Annotated in this window: 7 protein-coding genes; 5 read left to right on the forward strand and 2 right to left on the reverse strand. The window is 41.7% G+C overall.

Features of this window, described 5'->3' with window-relative positions; genetic code table 11:
* Positions 1–102: 102 nt before the first annotated feature.
* Positions 103–1,881 (reverse strand): 7TM diverse intracellular signaling domain-containing protein, encoded by a 1,779-nt coding sequence (locus tag N6H18_RS08280; protein WP_262311366.1) that lies wholly within the window; start codon positions 1,879–1,881, stop codon positions 103–105.
* Between the two features lie 411 nt (positions 1,882–2,292).
* Here N6H18_RS08280 and N6H18_RS08285 point away from each other — a divergent pair, with 411 nt between their 5' ends.
* The 5 genes from N6H18_RS08285 to N6H18_RS08305 all read left to right on the forward strand — a co-directional run bounded on the left by N6H18_RS08285 (position 2,293) and on the right by N6H18_RS08305 (position 16,614).
* On the forward strand, positions 2,293–12,945 hold the full coding sequence (locus N6H18_RS08285; protein WP_262311367.1) for a LamG-like jellyroll fold domain-containing protein: 10,653 nt from the start codon (positions 2,293–2,295) through the stop codon (positions 12,943–12,945).
* 3 nt (positions 12,946–12,948) lie between these two features.
* On the forward strand, positions 12,949–14,244 hold the full coding sequence (locus N6H18_RS08290) for a T9SS type B sorting domain-containing protein (protein WP_262311368.1): 1,296 nt from the start codon (positions 12,949–12,951) through the stop codon (positions 14,242–14,244).
* Between the two features lie 3 nt (positions 14,245–14,247).
* Entirely contained in the window at positions 14,248–15,159 is a 912-nt protein-coding gene (locus tag N6H18_RS08295; protein WP_262311369.1) for a type IX secretion system membrane protein PorP/SprF, read from the forward strand.
* 208 nt (positions 15,160–15,367) lie between these two features.
* On the forward strand, positions 15,368–15,784 hold the full coding sequence (locus N6H18_RS08300; RefSeq protein ID WP_262311370.1) for a DUF1330 domain-containing protein: 417 nt from the start codon (positions 15,368–15,370) through the stop codon (positions 15,782–15,784).
* Positions 15,785–15,963: 179 nt separating this feature from the next.
* Complete coding sequence (locus tag N6H18_RS08305) at positions 15,964–16,614, forward strand: peroxiredoxin-like family protein (RefSeq protein ID WP_262311371.1); 651 nt, start codon at positions 15,964–15,966, stop codon at positions 16,612–16,614.
* 151 nt (positions 16,615–16,765) lie between these two features.
* Here N6H18_RS08305 and N6H18_RS08310 read toward each other — a convergent pair whose 3' ends face one another.
* Positions 16,766–17,701 (reverse strand): ABC transporter ATP-binding protein, encoded by a 936-nt coding sequence (locus tag N6H18_RS08310; RefSeq protein WP_262311372.1) that lies wholly within the window; start codon positions 17,699–17,701, stop codon positions 16,766–16,768.
* Between the last annotated feature and the right edge of the window lie 18 nt (positions 17,702–17,719).

Consider the following 17,719-nt stretch of genomic DNA (forward strand, 5'->3'; position numbering starts at 1 on the left):
TTTTAGATGTCAGCTATAAGATTCACCTCGACTTCATTTGGTTGCACATCATGGCGATTTTTTTTCTTTGGGGGGAATATTTACTAGAAGCAAGTGTTGTACTTAAATTTCCATAAGATTCTTTTGCAGCGTGTCTTGCAGATATTCTAGTAAATCATCGTCAGTCTCTAAACCAATCTTTTTTCGCATTCTGCGTTTGCTTTGTTCTACGGCTTTTTTAGTAACATTTAGGATTTGAGCTATTTCCTTGTTAGAAAGTTTCATTTTCATGAAAGCACAAATTTTCAGATCATTTTGTGATAAAATTGGAAATCTACTTTCTATTTTCTCAAAAAAGCCCTTGTGCACATTCTCAAAGTGAATTTTGAAAGAAGACCACTGATTCTCAAAATTTTCGATGTCTTCTATTTGTCGGATGATTTCTTTATAAAGTGGTTTGTCTTTTTCCTTTAATCCTTCCTTTACTTTTTTCTTTAGCACGATGAGTTGTTCGGTAAGGTTGAGCCATTGTACCGAAGAGGAAGTAAGTGTACGGGACTTTTTTTCTATTTCTATCTCCAATTTGGCCTTGAGATCTAGTTCATATTCTATTCTCTCTCGCTGGAGTTGGTTCTTGACTCGCATGAGATAGAGTTCTTTCTTGGTTACTTTTTGCTTGATAGCCACCGCAAATGAAAACAGGATGACTTCCAGCATCAAAGCCAAAATACAGAGAGAGGACATCTTGACCAAAGCAATGAATCCAAGTAAAGACATGAGTTGAAGTAGACCTACTGAGATGAGTAAAACATTGCCCGCCAAAAAATACCTGACATAGGTGTGCTCACGTGCTCTGATCCATGAGGCATAGAGTATAGTGATAAATATAGGAGGCATCAGTAAGGTAAAAATGACAAATACCAGATCGAAGTAGGAGCATAATATCCCCACCAGCATAAGTGGAAACGCCCATAATATATAGCGGAGAAATTTATACAAGCCTAGGTTTAGCTTTTTTAAATCAAGAAAGGAGATGGCAAAAAGCATGTAGACTGCAATGCCAATAATTGCAGGGACGAATCTTAAATTTCTTTCAAAATCAAAAGGCGTCACCCAGCCTAGTTCAATATGTAGATTAGATAAATTGAGCCCCAACGAAACAAAACAAAAATTGTACATCGAAAAAAGGATGTACTCTCGATAATGTGTGCTGACGGCTATGCCTAGGTTATAAAAAGACATCATAAGTACTCCTCCAAAGAAAAAGAAGAGTAATGATTTGGGTAGGCGGTATTCAGTTTTGAAGCTCTCACTTGAGTACACTTTTTCACAGTTCGTCATGAAATAACTAGACAGTTTTTGTGAGTTTCTGGTATGAGAAATCAGCCCTAGTAAATAGGTTTTATGTGATAGAGGAGGTTGGTAAAATGGGATGGTAGCATTCCATTTTTTTGCTTGATAGTATTGAGGAAGATAACCCGTCGAGTTGATCAGTTGTGAGTTGGCTTCTTCATCTATTTCATATAGTCTCACTTCATCATAAAATTTGCAGTTGATATGAAGTGAGTCACCATTTGTTTGATTGTTGACTATGGAAAACATGATCCAGATGCCCTTTGTGTCCGAATTGGGAGATGATAGCTCATAAGTTTTGAATTGACCATCTGACAGGATACGGGCAACATCTGTGACTGTATCTGCTCTGAGTTGGTACAAACTAGTGTTCTCTAGGCAAGCCCAATCATCGATGCTGTCCAGTTGAATTGGAGTAATGGAGTCTAGACTAAAACATGGGTTGGAGAGGAGTAAAAACAGGTATAGTCTCTTTCTGAAAAATGCACTGATCATCTCAATATTAGGTTGCTGATTGTCTCCTGTTAGGTTCTGCGAAACTAGGGTCACGAGAAGAAGAAATGTTGTTCTCTGAGTTAAGTTACCATTAAATAATAGCTGATAACCTTTGATTTGAAACATAGTAAAGCATTAGCAGAGATAGGGCGCTTATGGTGGAGTTTTGTACCCATGCGGAGGTGGCCTTGAGGTATAGCCTACTCTAGCGTATGTCATTGTCTGCCCATACGTATGGCATTGCTCACCCATACGTATGGGTGCTACTAGCACAGGGTATTGGACAAATAGGGGAGTAAATGAGACGCTACTAGAGGGGTGGTGATCTAGAAGGTAAAGCAGAATGTAGGGTGTTTGAAGCTACGTGCAGCACCTACTGTAGGGTGTTTGTAGTGTGGTAGGTTGGTGTATGGGGTAGAGGTGCGGTCTACATTTGCGCCCTCAACTAATCAGTATAATTATACTATGGACACTTTACTCACCAAACTAAAGATAGCTTTAGTAGGACTATTTTTTCTTGTGTTTGTTTCCAATCTAAAAGCGCAAGATGGAAGTGAATTTTCTTATGATGATTGTAAGAATCAAATAACCTTTAGACTTCAAATTGCCCATCAAGAGGAAGAAAATGGAGTCGGTAGTTGTGCAAGTGATTTTGCAAACAATTATCATGATGGAACTGTCGAAATACGACAAGGATCAGAAAGTAAGAAAATATTTGATCTGTCATATGAAGCTGGACACCATACCAAGTCTGGTTGGCAGCACTTCCACATAAATGGTCAGAAGAGTGATAGGACTATATACTTTAAAAAGTCGGAGGGTATTTCTGCAACTGTAGGTGGCTATGATACAGACAAAAATGACTTTAAATGTACTGGTCTCAATGCTCAAACGAATCATGAATGGAAGACCTATGTAGATATAACTATCGATGTTCCTAGTGATATGACAGGTGAGGGACAAAAGATTAAAGCTTTCGTAGGTGGAAACTGGGATTCAAACAGTAATTACCGATCATGGAGTTCTAGCGAGGTGACTACTCCAGATATTCCACGGATAGTTGGGCCACTAGAGTTAGAACCACTGTGTGATGGAGTAGAGTTGGAATGGGGTAAACCGAGTTTCTTTTGTACTAATGCGTCGTTTGTTATATATCGTGATGGAGTCTATATAACGGCTGTATCCTTCAATACTCTAAAATGGAAAGATACTAATGTAACGTATGATAATGCTTCGGATCATAAATATGAAGTACTAGTACGTCATAATTCAGAAGTCAGTGATTTGGGGTTGCCGATTTCTGTGGAGGGTAACCCCGTCAAAAATTTCAACAGTTCTGATTACTTTGAATCCGTTTCCCTCAATACAACCAATTTTTGTAACCAAGCCGTTCGTTTGCAGTGGGAGATAGATGATCAGGTAGATATAGATTATTTCGAAGTAGAGCGAGATGTCACGGATCAATTCCTTAGCCCAATTGTGAATACTGTGACGCAGACATTTGGTACAATCTCATATGATGAAACTGGTGTACCTGTCAATCAAGATTTTTACTACAGAATCAAAGCCTATGATGATTGTAATAATGAAACCTATATTGATGAGGCGGATATTCAACACGTGATGTTTGAGGGACCTCCCTCCAAGCCAATAATCACCAAGATAGAACCAGCTACCGACGGCACAGATCAGGCTACCATTACCTGGAGCTATCCGGATGATGGTACAAGTGTCAATTCCTATCGTGTCTATCGTGATGGGTCTGATCGATCAGGTAAGCTACCTGCTGGCACGACTTCTTTTGTAGATGAGGGCTTGAGCAACTGTTTGGAGTATGAATACATGGTAATAGCAGAGAAGGATTGCTTCGATGACGCCAATTCTATGAGGGTACAACAAATGATCTCTTTCAATACAGATCTAAATGGCTTTGATGATTTTTCTGCATCCAAATACTATTATAATGATCGTGTAAGCCTGAAATGGGCTGTGAGTGAAAACAATGGAGCTAGTGAGATTGTCGTGTACAGGAAAAGAGATGGGTCTGAAGATAACCCTGAAATTGTCAAAAGGTTTGATATCAATTCATCAACTTTTGATGATTATGACACGGAACCAGGAGTACTATATGAATATGGAATTCTAGCCATATCATGTTCGGAATACAAGCCGTCCAAAGATGAGATAGCACTGATGACTAAAGATGTAGGAGTAAGATCCGAAACGGGTATTATCAATGGGAAGATTACTTATCAAGGAGGCAATGCTGTGAAAGGTGTACGTGTACTCGCTACTCCTTCGGATGGAGAAAACAGAGGGGTCAGCTTGAATATGGCAGGAAATCAATTGACTATTCCTTTAGAAAAGAATGAAGAGAATTGGTTTCCTGATAGCTGGACTCTTTCCTTTTGGTTTAGAATGAATGACAATTCGGCTGGGTCGTCCATATTGGAAGTGACCGATGCTGGAGATTATTTAAAGATCAATTCTAATTCAGAGGGACAGACCGAGTTTTATGAAATAGACTATAGAGAAGAGTCCGCTATCGTGGGTATTGAGGACGAGCTAGTCGGCTACCAAGATGCCAATGGAGAGGTACTGTCGCTAAAAGATAAAACAATCCTTGGGAGAATTGATGGCGAGAATTTTACAGAGTATCAGAAGGTTGAAATTGCAGGCTTGGCTTCAGGCGATACTCTTTATGATTTTGCTTCACACAAACCATGGTTGCTCAAGCAGGGGAATGAATGGTTTGAATTGACTAAAAACACCACTTCAATAGCTATAGCAGATTCGTTGTTTGGTTATTTGCAAGGGGATACTGTATATGAGGCTTTTGACAGTGACTTTGTATTGGCATTCATAGACAGTGATCAGCTGCGATTAGCCAATCATTTTAACATCTCTTACCAGTTGGGAGTAGCATATGCCAGTATCAAGAACAACGAGATGATCTTTGCGGATGATACTACGGTCAGGGCAGACATTATAGATGACATCATTTATTCTGAAGAAGGGGAACCCATACATATGATCGTAGGTAGTAATCTGTACTATGTATACAAGGATGAGCTCAACGGCAAATTGGTCAGAGGAAAGAGATTTGCTCGGAAAATGCCCAATGAAACCGATCCAAATGTCAGTTTTGATATCTTTCTTCTTGAAAAAACGATCACTGAGGAAATACAAAAAGGAGAGCTATTGGGGATAGTCAGTACGGATCGTACCAAGGTGTTTGAGGCTGGAGGAATGGGGTTGACCAAGTATCTGATAGATACCAAGGGTGTAATTCATTCTGCAGTATATACAGAGGCCGAGATTTATGAACCTGCGATTTCCTACAGTTATGGTACAGAAGGACATACCTTGGTAGATGCCTCTTCAAGTCGGGAAGAGTATTTATTCAATGGCGAAGAGGATACACTCTATCGTATCAGTATAAGACAGGGTGTCATCGATGAATCGGGATTTGTACAGGATCCATTGACGGATGAATATCTTTTCTTCTTGGGGAGTGAATTGGACGAAGAACGTCAGGTCTTTAAGGCCATTGGCGAGCAGGTCGATTACATACAGCAAGATACGCTCAGTACCTATACGAAAGAAGCCTATCAAGCACAGCTGAGGATAAAAGCAGGAGATTTGTCTAGTGAGCAACTCTTGGTGACTCCAGAACTCTACATGGGAGAGTTCAATAACATACTGATGACCTATGATGGGAGTCAGCTGATCTACTATATAAATGGAAAAAGCATAGACACGTTGCAAGTCACCGGGCTCACCAATCTTTTCAAAGCAGATGATCAGGAAATCCGTTTTGGGGGGTACAATGGTGTACAGGATGAAACACTCTTGTGGTCGGAAGCCAAAGATTCTACTAAGGTTAAACAGGACTTTAATCGGTATCTCTCAGGAGGAGAATCCAACTTGATGGGTTATTGGAGATTGGATGAAAAAGTCTCAACCAATTCCTTCGATGCTTCATACTCACTGGACAATACAGGTAAGAAAGTGTTCAATGCCCACCATGCTCAGGTTGATCAGGCTCTTTGGTCTAATATCGTGCCAGAGCAGGAGGATCTTTCTTTTACGGCTTTTACAGACGGTGATGGCAATTACTCTATTCAGTCAATCATATACTCTGGCAGCGGAAATAATTTCAAACTAGTTCCTATTTTAGGGACACATGGATTTGAACCTTCCAATAAGATTTTATTTGTGGGGCCATCGCAACAGATTCAGAATGACAAAAATTTTACAGATAATTCTGCATTCAGGGTGACTGGGACTGTAAAGTATGATCCTAGAATCTTGGGATTTGAGACAACAGATGATCCAGATGCTCCGAATTGCTACGTAGAGGGAGTCAAACTGTATGTTGATGATCAACCAGTTGTCGAAGGGACGAATTTTGTCACAACAGATAAGAATGGGCGCTTTGAAATAGACGTCCCTATCGGAAAACACCAAATCAAGGTTGCCAAAGATAACCATACCTATGCAATGGCTACATGGCCTCCTGAAGGGACATACAATTTCCAAGATGGAGTAAACGACTTGGTGTTTTATGACAATACAACCAGAAAACTGATAGGTAAAGTTGTGGGAGGTACAACAGAAGCCTCGAAAGTATCTGGCAGTGCTGAGTCAATCAATAATATCGGTGTAGCAGAGATTACGCTCAAGTCTATCGGTAAAACTTGCTACGAAACAGTAATCAGTACCAACCCCACAACAGGTGAATTTCAGGTTGACCTGCCTCCTTTCAGATACAATGTCGTCGATCTGAGGATCCCTTCACAAACGACTAATTTTAATCGAAACCTTAAGAAGTTAGCAGAATCCTCCATTGACCTATCTAGAGATGATCTTGAATTGGATGCTGTGGCATGTACAGGTTCTACCTGTGGTATGGATTCGACTTTTTTCCATTTGAATAGAGATTTTATTTATCGTACACCAGCACAGTTTACAGTCAAGCAGTATCGAGAACTATCTGGTGAGTTAATAGAGGTACCAGCATTATTGGGTGCGGAGAGCTATCAGGTGGGAGAGATGACATTGGATTTTAGGAATTCACCATTTCAATATGAAGTATTCACGCCTGGTGATTATATATGGGGTATTACGCTTTCCGAAGAATATGAAAATCATGATGAGTATATTTTAGATCCGATTCACAATGAGATTTTCTATTACAACGATACGATTAGATCGGGAGAAATATTGATTGACAATGAGATTGCCGATCACACTGTAAGCATGAGTTTAGGCAATGGAGAAGTCATTTATAAATTTTTGACTGGTGAGCCATCATTATTAATGGATCGGCAGAATCCCGAACAGAGTTTTACAAAGACGGTTCAAATCATTGGTTCGACAACCTCATGGAGGGATACTGACCTATTTAGAGGGATTTTATTAGGTACATCAAAAGATGACTCTCAGAAGAGCTTTTATACTGTCTCTCAAGAGCAATATCAGGTAGTGGATATGGTATTGAGAGATCCCCCAGGTAGTCAGAGTTACACAGAGTTTTTGCAAAAATCTAAGTTTACCAAAGTTAGATCCTCTTCTTATAAAAGAGGCGTACAGCAACAGGGGTCTTTGAAGGTAGGAACATTTATTAAATGGACAAACCCCTTCACCGGAATAGAAGAGATAAACCTAAAGAATACGATTGGGTTTGTAGAAAATACCAATCAATATAGAGAAGCAAAAGAGACCTCTGTTATTTCATTCACAGAAGGGATCAAATTGACTACTTCTAAGGAAAATAAGAATACAGGAGCTGGTAGTGACATCTTTGTAGGAAATGCCCTTAATATATTTTATTCTCCAAGCTACAATTTGGATATTGTACCAATTGATTCTTGTGGTGGAGCCAACGAGTGTTATGCAAGTAGTTTTTTCTCAGAAGGGAAAGAATATGCTTTTTCTAGATCTCAGTCTATTTCTTTTGGACTTCAAGAGGCAACACTTTTCTATTATACCCAGAGACAAATTGAACAGCTTATTGCTGATTTAGAGAAGAACTTAGCGTCAGTTTCAGATCCTATTGATCAAAATAAACTCAGAAATCAGATCAGAATATGGAAGTCTGCCATTGCTCAGAATGAGTATGATAAACTTATGGCGAAGCATGCTGTTTCTAGAAACGAGACAGGCTATAGGACTGAAAATATTACGTTTGGTTACGGTACGGAGGTAGAAAGGTCTTATGAATTAGGCGTGACTAATGATTTTCAATACAGCCAACAATATAGCTGGTACACCGCTTTGGATATACATATTGAGACGGCTTTTAAAGGGTTTTATCAAAACTTTGATTTTCAAATAGGTAATGCAGTGTATGTAGATCAGGCAGATAAAGCAGAAGGAAGTGATAATCAATCAACCACAATACATTTTCAAGATAATAATCCAGGAGATCAGTATGCTGTAGATTTGATTCTAAGTGGTGCCAATTACGCTACAGACAGTGCTGTGATCAGTATGAATGATCTATATACTCAATTCGATCAAGGTTTAGCTGCCATACCCGCTAGTGCTGGTAGTATCAAAGATGCCGACACGAATTTCAAGTATCAAATACCAGCTAAGACTGATTATATCAATCCTGTTTTTATAACCAAAGGAGGACGTACATCATGCCCCTACGAGCCAGAGGAAAAGGCAAAGTATCTTGAATTCTTGCATCCCAATTTACTAGAGGAGCTGAAATCAAAGAGTATTATATCAGATTATTCGCCACACTCTCTAGACCAATATAGGTACGTGATTGCACAAAGCTCCAATCAAGACTATGTGCTTAATTATGGAACTTTCCAGCGAGATCAGCCTGGGTTCAGGATTGAGCCTCGTGTGCTGCGGGACATTCCATGGGATCAAAACAACCGAGCCACTTTCGATCTCATCTTGGAGAATCACAATGCTGAAGATACTATCCGTACATACAATCTAGTAGTAGATCAGCGTACAACTGGCGCAGGACCTACGATGAGACTGGACGGAGAGCGATTCATCAAAGGGACCGATATTCCACTCTATGGCGGAGAGCAACTCCAAAAAAAGATCACAATCAGACCCGTAGAGAATGTCTATGATTATGAAAACATTGTTGTCTACTTAGTGGCTGGTTGCCAGTTTGACTTTGGTCAGGATCTGGATTTTCAAGAGGACATCTATGCACGAGATACATTATCGGTGTATTTCACTCCCGCCTGTCCACAGGCTACTGTGATCACGCCGACAGAAGGATGGATTATCAATAACCAAACCGAGACAAAACTGTCGGTAGAAATCCAAGAGCAGAGTTATTACTTTGTGAATCACAACAAGGTCAAGCTCCAATTTAAAGCAACTTACCAAACCGATGAGGATTGGGTAGATGCGGCAGTTTGGAGTCGGGACTCTACAGAAGTAGACGAACAGGTCGCCATCGGAGAAGATTATTTCTATTTCCCTGTAGACAACAATTACATTGTGTACGATTTGGATATAGAGGGCTATAATTTGCCTGATGGTACTTATCAAATTCGGTGGGTATATTATTGTACCAATGGTCTGGAATCATTCTCTGCCCCAGTGTCAGGGGTTATCGACCGAACCAGTCCGCATGCCTTTGGTCGACCTTCACCTGCAGATGGAGTGCTGTCTCCCAATGATGAAATTGTCCTTACGCTGAACGAGCCTATTGAAGCAGGCTTGGTGGATAGGGATTTTATCTCAGTCAAAGGAAAAATCAACGGAACAACACTTGTTCACCCTACCAGCGTCAGGTTCTCAGACAGCAAGACGGACCAGGTGGTCATAGATCATGTCCAGCTCAAGAATACAGCCATCACGGTAGAAATGTGGGTCAGGATGGATCAGGAATTTGCGAATCGAGAGCAGGTCATATTCTCTCATGCAGAGTCAGGAGGTACGACTTTGAGGCTGGGCTTGCAGTCTGATGGACGGTTGAAGCTTTCTCTCAACGATCAAGAGCTGGTGTCTGATCAGACAGTGTCTTTGGATACATGGTCACATCTTGCCTTTAGCCTTGATCCTAGTGAAAACAAAGCCTCGCTGTATCACAATGGGTCCTTAATTGGTTTCAATGAGACTTTTGCTGCTCTGCATTATGCGAATGCATCGATTGTCATAGGAGGCGAAAATGAGCAATCATTCACTGGCAATATCCATGAATTCAGACTCTGGGGCAAATATATGAACGCTGCGGATCTGGTGGAGAATTATTATACAGACCTGACGGGTCGTGAGATTGGATTGCTAGGATATTGGCCATTAAACGAAGGACGTGGTACGATATCACAGGATGTCGTGCAGGGACGAAATGCTCAGGTCAATGCTAATTGGTGGTCCGAACCTTCATCGCTTTCTTTTGATTTTGATGGCAGCAACTATGTAGAGCTACCTTCTCAGGCTTTTGATGATGACGCGGACTTTACGATTGAGTTTTGGTTCAAGGCTGCAGGGACAAGTATTGCAGATACAATGACGCTGGTGAGTACAGGGAATATAGATGGGTTGGATTGGGAAATCAATATCAATCTCATGGGACAAATTACCCTTGTTCATAATGGGCAGAATTTCATACTGGTCAGTCAAAGCGTCTTGGATCAGAAATGGCACCACTTGGCTTTGGTAGTCAATCGTGTCGGATATACTACGACTTATTATGACACAGTACTCAAGTCGACGCATTCTTCAGAATTGTTTGCAGGATTGGGAGGTCCAAATGTGCTGCTTGGAGCTAGGTTGGTGATGAGTCCATCCGTTCCAAAATCTATTCATGACCTTTTTGTGGGTCAAATGGATGAATTTAGGATATGGCGCATGGCCAAACGTGCGGAGCAGATCGGTCGCATGGCCAATTACAAACTAGAAGGTACTGAGTTTGGCATGGTTTGTTATCTGCCATTTGAAACCTACGATGATTTCCTGCGAATCTCGACTGGATCAATACAGATTTGGGACGAATACGCATCTGGTATGGTGGCAACATCTGCTCTGTCGCAGTATTCTCTCGAGCAGCCAGGGATTTCACTCAAACCTTACGAAACGCCAGTTTTCTTTAACTATTCGGTGAGTGGGGACAAGATGATCATCACGCTAGATGATGAGAATCCTGCCTCAGTAGAAAATTGCACGCTGGATATCTCTGTAAGAAATCTAGTAGACAAAAATGGAAACGTCATGAAGTCTCCCGTGACTTGGTCGGTCTATGTAGATCGCAATCAGGTGAAGTGGAAGGACAGGAAAGTGGCCTTCGAGAAATTCGTCAACGAACCTTTGAGCTTTACGAGAAGTATTGTGAATGAAGGGGGGGAGAACCAAAATTTCATCATAGACAATCTGCCTACTTGGCTCAGTGCCAATCCATCATCTGGGGTGATTGGGCCAGGCAACGAGGAAGATATCACCTTTGTCGTCAATACGGGATTGAATATTGGGGAATACCAAGAACCACTCCATCTCAGAACCAGCTTTGGTTTTGACGAGACTTTGTTGTTGTCTCTCAAAGTCTCTCAACAACTCCCTGCTGATTGGACATTTGTACCAGAGGATTTTCAGTATTCTATGAGTTTTATCGGTCAGATCATGATCTCCGATGAGTATTCGACGGATGAGGAAGATGTTATTGCCGTATTTGTCAATGACTCTTTGCGTGGCATGGCCAGCCTAGGTTACCAAGAAGTATATGACAATTACCAAGCTTTCATGTCGGTATATAGTAACAGGCTCTCTGGAGAAACATTGGAGTTTAGGATTTGGGATGCAAGCAAAGGGAAAGTGCTCAATGATATCGATATACCAGAGATAGCACAGAGTCCAATTGGTTTCGTTCAGAACCAAATCTATGGAAGACCTTCTGCGCCTGTTTCTTTCCGTTCTGACAATCATGTCATCTCCAAGTTTGACATTCCTAAGGGTTGGAAGTGGGTGTCGTTTAATCTTGAGTCTGATGATTTGCTAAGAACCAGAAATATATTCCAAGCTGGGATGAACGTAGACGGAGATCGCATTATCTCTATGGATGCCATAGATATCTACGATCAAGACAATGGTCTCTGGATAGGTAGTTTGGCAGGAGATAATTTGCCTCCCAATACAGGAGGGTTACTAGTAGAAAACTCCTACAGGATCCATTCTTCCCAAGCTCAGGAGCTGACCATATCAGGTCTGCCTGTGGAAACCCAAAGCCGACCTGTGTCTCTCTACTCTCCGACTAGTGCGATACGTCCAAAAATGTGGAACTGGATAGGATTCAGTGCGCAGGACAATATGGAGGTCAACGAGGCACTTTCGTCTCTCAATCCAAGTGACGGAGATATCATCAAGAGTCAGTATGCCTTTGCGATATACGATCCAGTACTCAAGTGGGTAGGCAACTTGGAATACATGTCTCCAGGGCAAGGATACATGATCCAAGTAGCCAATGACCAGCAGCTGACTTTCCCTCGATCGGGTCTGATCAACGCATCTTCTAGGAGGAATGAAGTATTGGATACCTATAGCCAAACCAATTTCAATCCCCACCTCTACTTGGACAACATGTCTATGGTCGTCAGGGTGATAGGCTTGGATTTGGGAGCAGAGACACCATATCTGGAGGTGTATCACGAAGACCAGCTCAGAGGTGTCTCATCAGCCAGAGAGGTGGATGGTCAAAGTCTCTACTATCTGTCAGCTTTTGGCAATGCAGATGAAGAGCTTGTGTTTAAACTCCGATTCGAAAATGCTGCTTATCCTTTAGATGAAAGTCGACAGTTTTTGGTATCAGCCATAGAGGGTAGTATCAATGATCCCGTGATTTTCAACTTCCAGCTTGATGAAGATGTTCATCTGGGATCTAATGTTTTCCCTAATCCATTCGAAGATGAAGTGACCTTTGTGTTTGCACTGGACGAAAGAGGGTTCTCCCAGCTGAGAGTTATCTCTATGGATGGCAGGATTTTGATCGATCGTGAGTTCATCGGAGATCGAGAAGAGGTTATCAAGTTTGAATGGAACGGAATGGATGACCATGGGCAGATGCTCAAACCTGGTATTTATCTATTTGATATCCAATCGTCCAACTACCAGAAGCAACAACTACTGATTAAAGAATAAGAAGTGAAGAGAATAGGAAAGTTAATTGTAGGGTTGTACATCATGTCTGTGTGTCAGGTGGTAAAGGGACAAGACCCTGAATGGAGTGTGGACTATAGTCAGTTTCAGTTCAGGATGTCTGTGAGTGCCATGCTGGAGTTGGAGGGTATTTTTCTCCAGCAGGGAGAAAACAAAGTCGCGGCATTTGTAGGAGGAGAAATCAGAGGTTTAGGGTATGCCAATTTGTTTCATGAGCCGACAGGTAGATATTTGGCTGTGTTTCAGATTGGTAGCAATCTACCGACAGGTGAAGAGGTAGTATTTCAACTCTATGGAGAGGTTGACGCTACTGTAGTAGAGGCTAGGAAGAAAATCAGTTTTGAAGCAGACAAACTACTTGGGAGTATTGGGACTCCCTATATCATCTCTGACAACAGACATCCCACTGCTGTCAGTGTATCTTCTACCACTTTGGAGGAGGAAATGAGGACAGGACAAATCATTTCGGAGATATCAGTGGCAGATGAGGATGACGATGCGCATGTTTTTACTTTGTCAGGTTTTGAACCCGAGGAGGCAGCGGCTTTGATTCAAATAGATGGCTCAAATATAGTGGTAGCGCAAGCGGCCAATTATGAGGAGCTAAACAGTTTTGCCGTGGTACTGACTGCCACCGACCCCTTGGGGGCGGTGTTCTCTTCCGAGATTGATTTTACGATCACGGAGAGGTTCGAAGTACCCAACGTGACTCCTGTTCTGGATGATCACACATTTAAGGTACATGAGGACGCAACAGAAGGTACGGTGCTAGGGAAAGTAGTCGCATATGATGAAGACGTAGACCAGCATCTAAGCTACGAGATCATTGATCACGAAGAGCAAATTTTCACCATCTCTGCGTCGGACGGAGAGATGGTGCTGAATCATTCGGACGTGCTGGATTATGAGCAGACTGCCTTCTACCTGCTCAAGGTGGTGGTCAGTGATGATGGCGTGCCCAGTCTTAGCGACACGGCCATGGTGCAGATTGCAGTGCAAGATGTACAGGACAAGGAGCTATTGATCCGCAACTACATCTCTCCCAATGGTGATGGCTTCAATGACTTTCTGACCATAGAGAATGTAGAAATCTATCCAGGTTTTGAGCTGAAAATCCTCAATAGCCGTGGTGTCACTCTGTATCACAGAGTAAATTATGACAATACTTGGGATGGGTACTACAGAGGAGATGTATTGCCCACAGGAGTATATTATTACCTATTCGAAAACTCAGAAAGCCACGTGCAGTACGCAGGGAAACTTTACATTAAAGACAGATAATAGATGAAAAGATCGCTACTCATAATACTGATTTTGTGTGGATATGTACTTGCTGGTAGGGCACAGCAGTATCCCGAGACGAGTTTGTACAGCATCAATCCCTACTTGATCAACCCTGGTTTTACAGGATACTTGTCCGATTTGTCTGGCTATGTCAGTGCCAGGAGTCCACTGTCTGTACAGGAGAATGAGATCAGGAGCTATCGCGTCGGTCTCAATCAAGCCATAGAGAAATCAAACATTGGCATAGGAGGCAAACTGACCTATGACCAGCGGGACTTCTTCGAATCGGTGTACGTCGACTTTAGCTTTGCCTACAAAATAGTAATGGGGAACAAGCGAGTCTTTAGCTTAGGTACTGATATTGGGATCGTCAACCGTAGTTATAATTTGGATAATCTATCTTCTACTGTGGATTTGACTGATCCTACCTTGTCTTCAGATTATTATTACAAGACCAATTTCAAAATGGGAATAGGACTAGCGTATTACTCGACGCACATAGAGGCAGGTATAGCTATGCCCTATATGCTGGAGGGCTCAGAGAATCTGACTACCTATTTCAATGCCTACTTGGCGTACAAACATTACTTTTCACATGACGAATGGCTACTCAAACCCAATCTCTATTGGGTGACTTATCCTGATGCCACCGATATGTTGAACGTGAGTCTGATGGTAGAGCGCCGAGACAAGTTTTGGGGACAACTGGGAGCAACTACGACCAAAGAGCTGCTGTTTGCGATGGGGTTCAAATTCCAGATCTACGAACTGTCATATAGTTATGCACACAACATCGAGGGCAATCAACCGCCCTACAAGAGCAGTAACGAGATCATGCTGAGAATTCACTATGGGAAGTCCAACAAGGTGATCGCTCACATCGCCACCAAGCAAAATCGCAAGGGGTATTAGAATGATGTATTGAAGACCTCATAGGATTGATGTAAGCTGATTATTACATAAGTGCTCTAAACTTGAACTTTTAGTTTCTCATCTTAGAATCTCAGAGCGAAGAGAAAGATGAAAAAACAGAGTGTTTGATCCACTCTATAGATTTGGCTATCTTGTAGTCCAAACTTAAACCAAATCATGCGCTATATAGGGGCATGGACAATTCAAAATGGGTAAATACATTGAAGCAACTGCTGAAGCAGGAAAGGAATTTTATCAGAATTTCCATGACAAAGGAAAGGTGGTAATGTTGAACTTGCTGAAGTTTAGAGCAACAGCTGACTACACCAACCTAGAAGAATTAAAACCTGGAAATGAAATCAGTGGTGAAGAGGCTTACCAATTGTATATGGACAACACATTACCAGAATTAAAGAAAGCAGGAAGCCGAATTATCTATTTTGGAAAGGCTCGAAATTTTCTTATTGGCCCCAACTCAGAAAAGTGGGATGCAGTTTTGTTGGTAGAACACGAGTCCGTGTTGAAGTTTATGGAATTTGCCCAAAACCCAGAATATCTAAAAAGAGCAGGGCACCGAATAGCCGCATTAGAAGATTCTAGATTATTACCAACCTATGAAATATAAAACCATCCCTAATAGCGCCTACAATAGGATAGTTGAACGGCAGGTAGCCAGATTTTTTAAACAGGGGAGACAGAAATACGTCTATAAATAGGATACTGCTTTCAAATAATAATCTCAGACGTCGAAATTTGTGGGAGATATAAAAAACCTAAGCTAAACACTATAGTATAACTAAGGGTATGAAGAAATTAAAGGAATTGACTGATGCTAAAATTGAATCAGGAAGACAAGCCAATCCTGAGTTTATGCGTAGGGTTGATGAAATTATTAAAAAGGAAAAGGAATTTGAGCAAGGGAAAAATGCAATTAAAATTGGACAAAAGGCTCCTAGCTTTGAACTTCCAAACCCTGAAGGAAAACCAATCTCATTAGATGTTTTGTTAGAGAATGGACCTGTTGTTGTTACTTTTTATAGAGGTAGTTGGTGTCCATACTGCAATCTTCAACTACGAGCTTTGCAGGCTAAACTAGATGACATCCATGCATTAGGAGCTACATTGGTTGCCATTAGTCCACAAGTGCCAGATGGATCATTGACAAAAGATGAAATTAGCAATATGGACTTTACGGTGTTGTCTGACCAAGATGCAAAAGTTGCTCAGCAATATGGGGTTGCATGGGAAGTGCCAGCATTTTTAGCAGAACATATGCGGGTAGATCGCAATCTTGATTTGGAAAAAATTAATAATGGTAACGGGGATATATTGCCGATCCCAGCTACTTTCATATTAGGACAGGACGGAGTAGTCAAATGGAGCTATGTCAATGTGGACTATAGAACTCGCTCAGAGCCTGATGAGATTATTGAAGCCTTGAAAAATCTGTCTTAAGAAAGTATAGTCTATCTTCATTTCAGAAGCTGAATTTTGTTTGCCACAAACAAAATTCAATAAGATGTAAACAATCGACTCTGTGTTGGTTCAGGGAGATAGCATCTTTTACATGCTACGTTTCTATGCCAAGCGTTCTTGATTGCGATTTTCAAACATGCTCAAATTGTATGCTATCTCCAATCGGGTAGCTACATGAGCTGTACAATAGAATGACCCTATCTGATGCAGCACAATCTACACTCACATGGTAGTGCATCCCCATAAATATGGATTTGATCACTGTGCCAGCAAATTGTCCATTGGGAGTGATTCGTAGTTTTTCTGGACGGATGCCTAGGGTTTCTTTCCCTACCTTTAGATAATTCATCGGGCCAAGAAATTTAGCAGCATAGGGGGAACTAGGATTTTCGTAGAGGACTTGTGGCGTATCGATTTGAGAGATTTGGCCGCTTTCTAAGATGATCACACGGTCTGCGATGGACATGGCGTCAATGGGATCATGACTCACCAGTATGACCGTGACTTCTGCCTTTCGCAGTATCTCCACGATCTCTTCGCGGATCTGGGTCTTCATGTTGACATCCAAGTTGCTGAATGGCTCATCCATCAGGAGGAGGAAGGGGTCATCGGCGAGTGCCATCGCAATGGCAACTCGCTGTTGCTGTCCACCTGAGAGTTCTCTAGGGTAAGCTTTCGATTTGTCGGTCAACTTGCAGAGTACCAGCAAGTCATTGACCTTGGTTTCTCTCTCTTGATCTGGCAGGTAGGAGATCACCGATGAGATGTTGTCCCAAACGGTACGAAATGGTTCTAGTCTGAAACTCTGGGATACAAAATTGATGAAATCAAATCCAGGGACTAGGTTATGGGCAGGTCCTGTGATTTCTTCTTCCTCGACTACAATGGAGCCCTCATCCGCATCTTCCAAGCCACCGATCATCCGCAGCAGAGTACTCTTGCCCGAGCCACTCTCTCCCAAGATACAAATGATCTCGCCTTCTTCTACACTGAATGAGACGCCTTTGATGACGGGATTGTCTAGAAATGATTTGCTGACTTGACTGACTTGAACTAGTGTACTCATAAACAAGGCGAAATTAAT

Origin of the sequence: Reichenbachiella agarivorans, assembly GCF_025502585.1 — a bacterium.
Lineage (GTDB): Bacteria > Bacteroidota > Bacteroidia > Cytophagales > Cyclobacteriaceae > Reichenbachiella > Reichenbachiella agarivorans.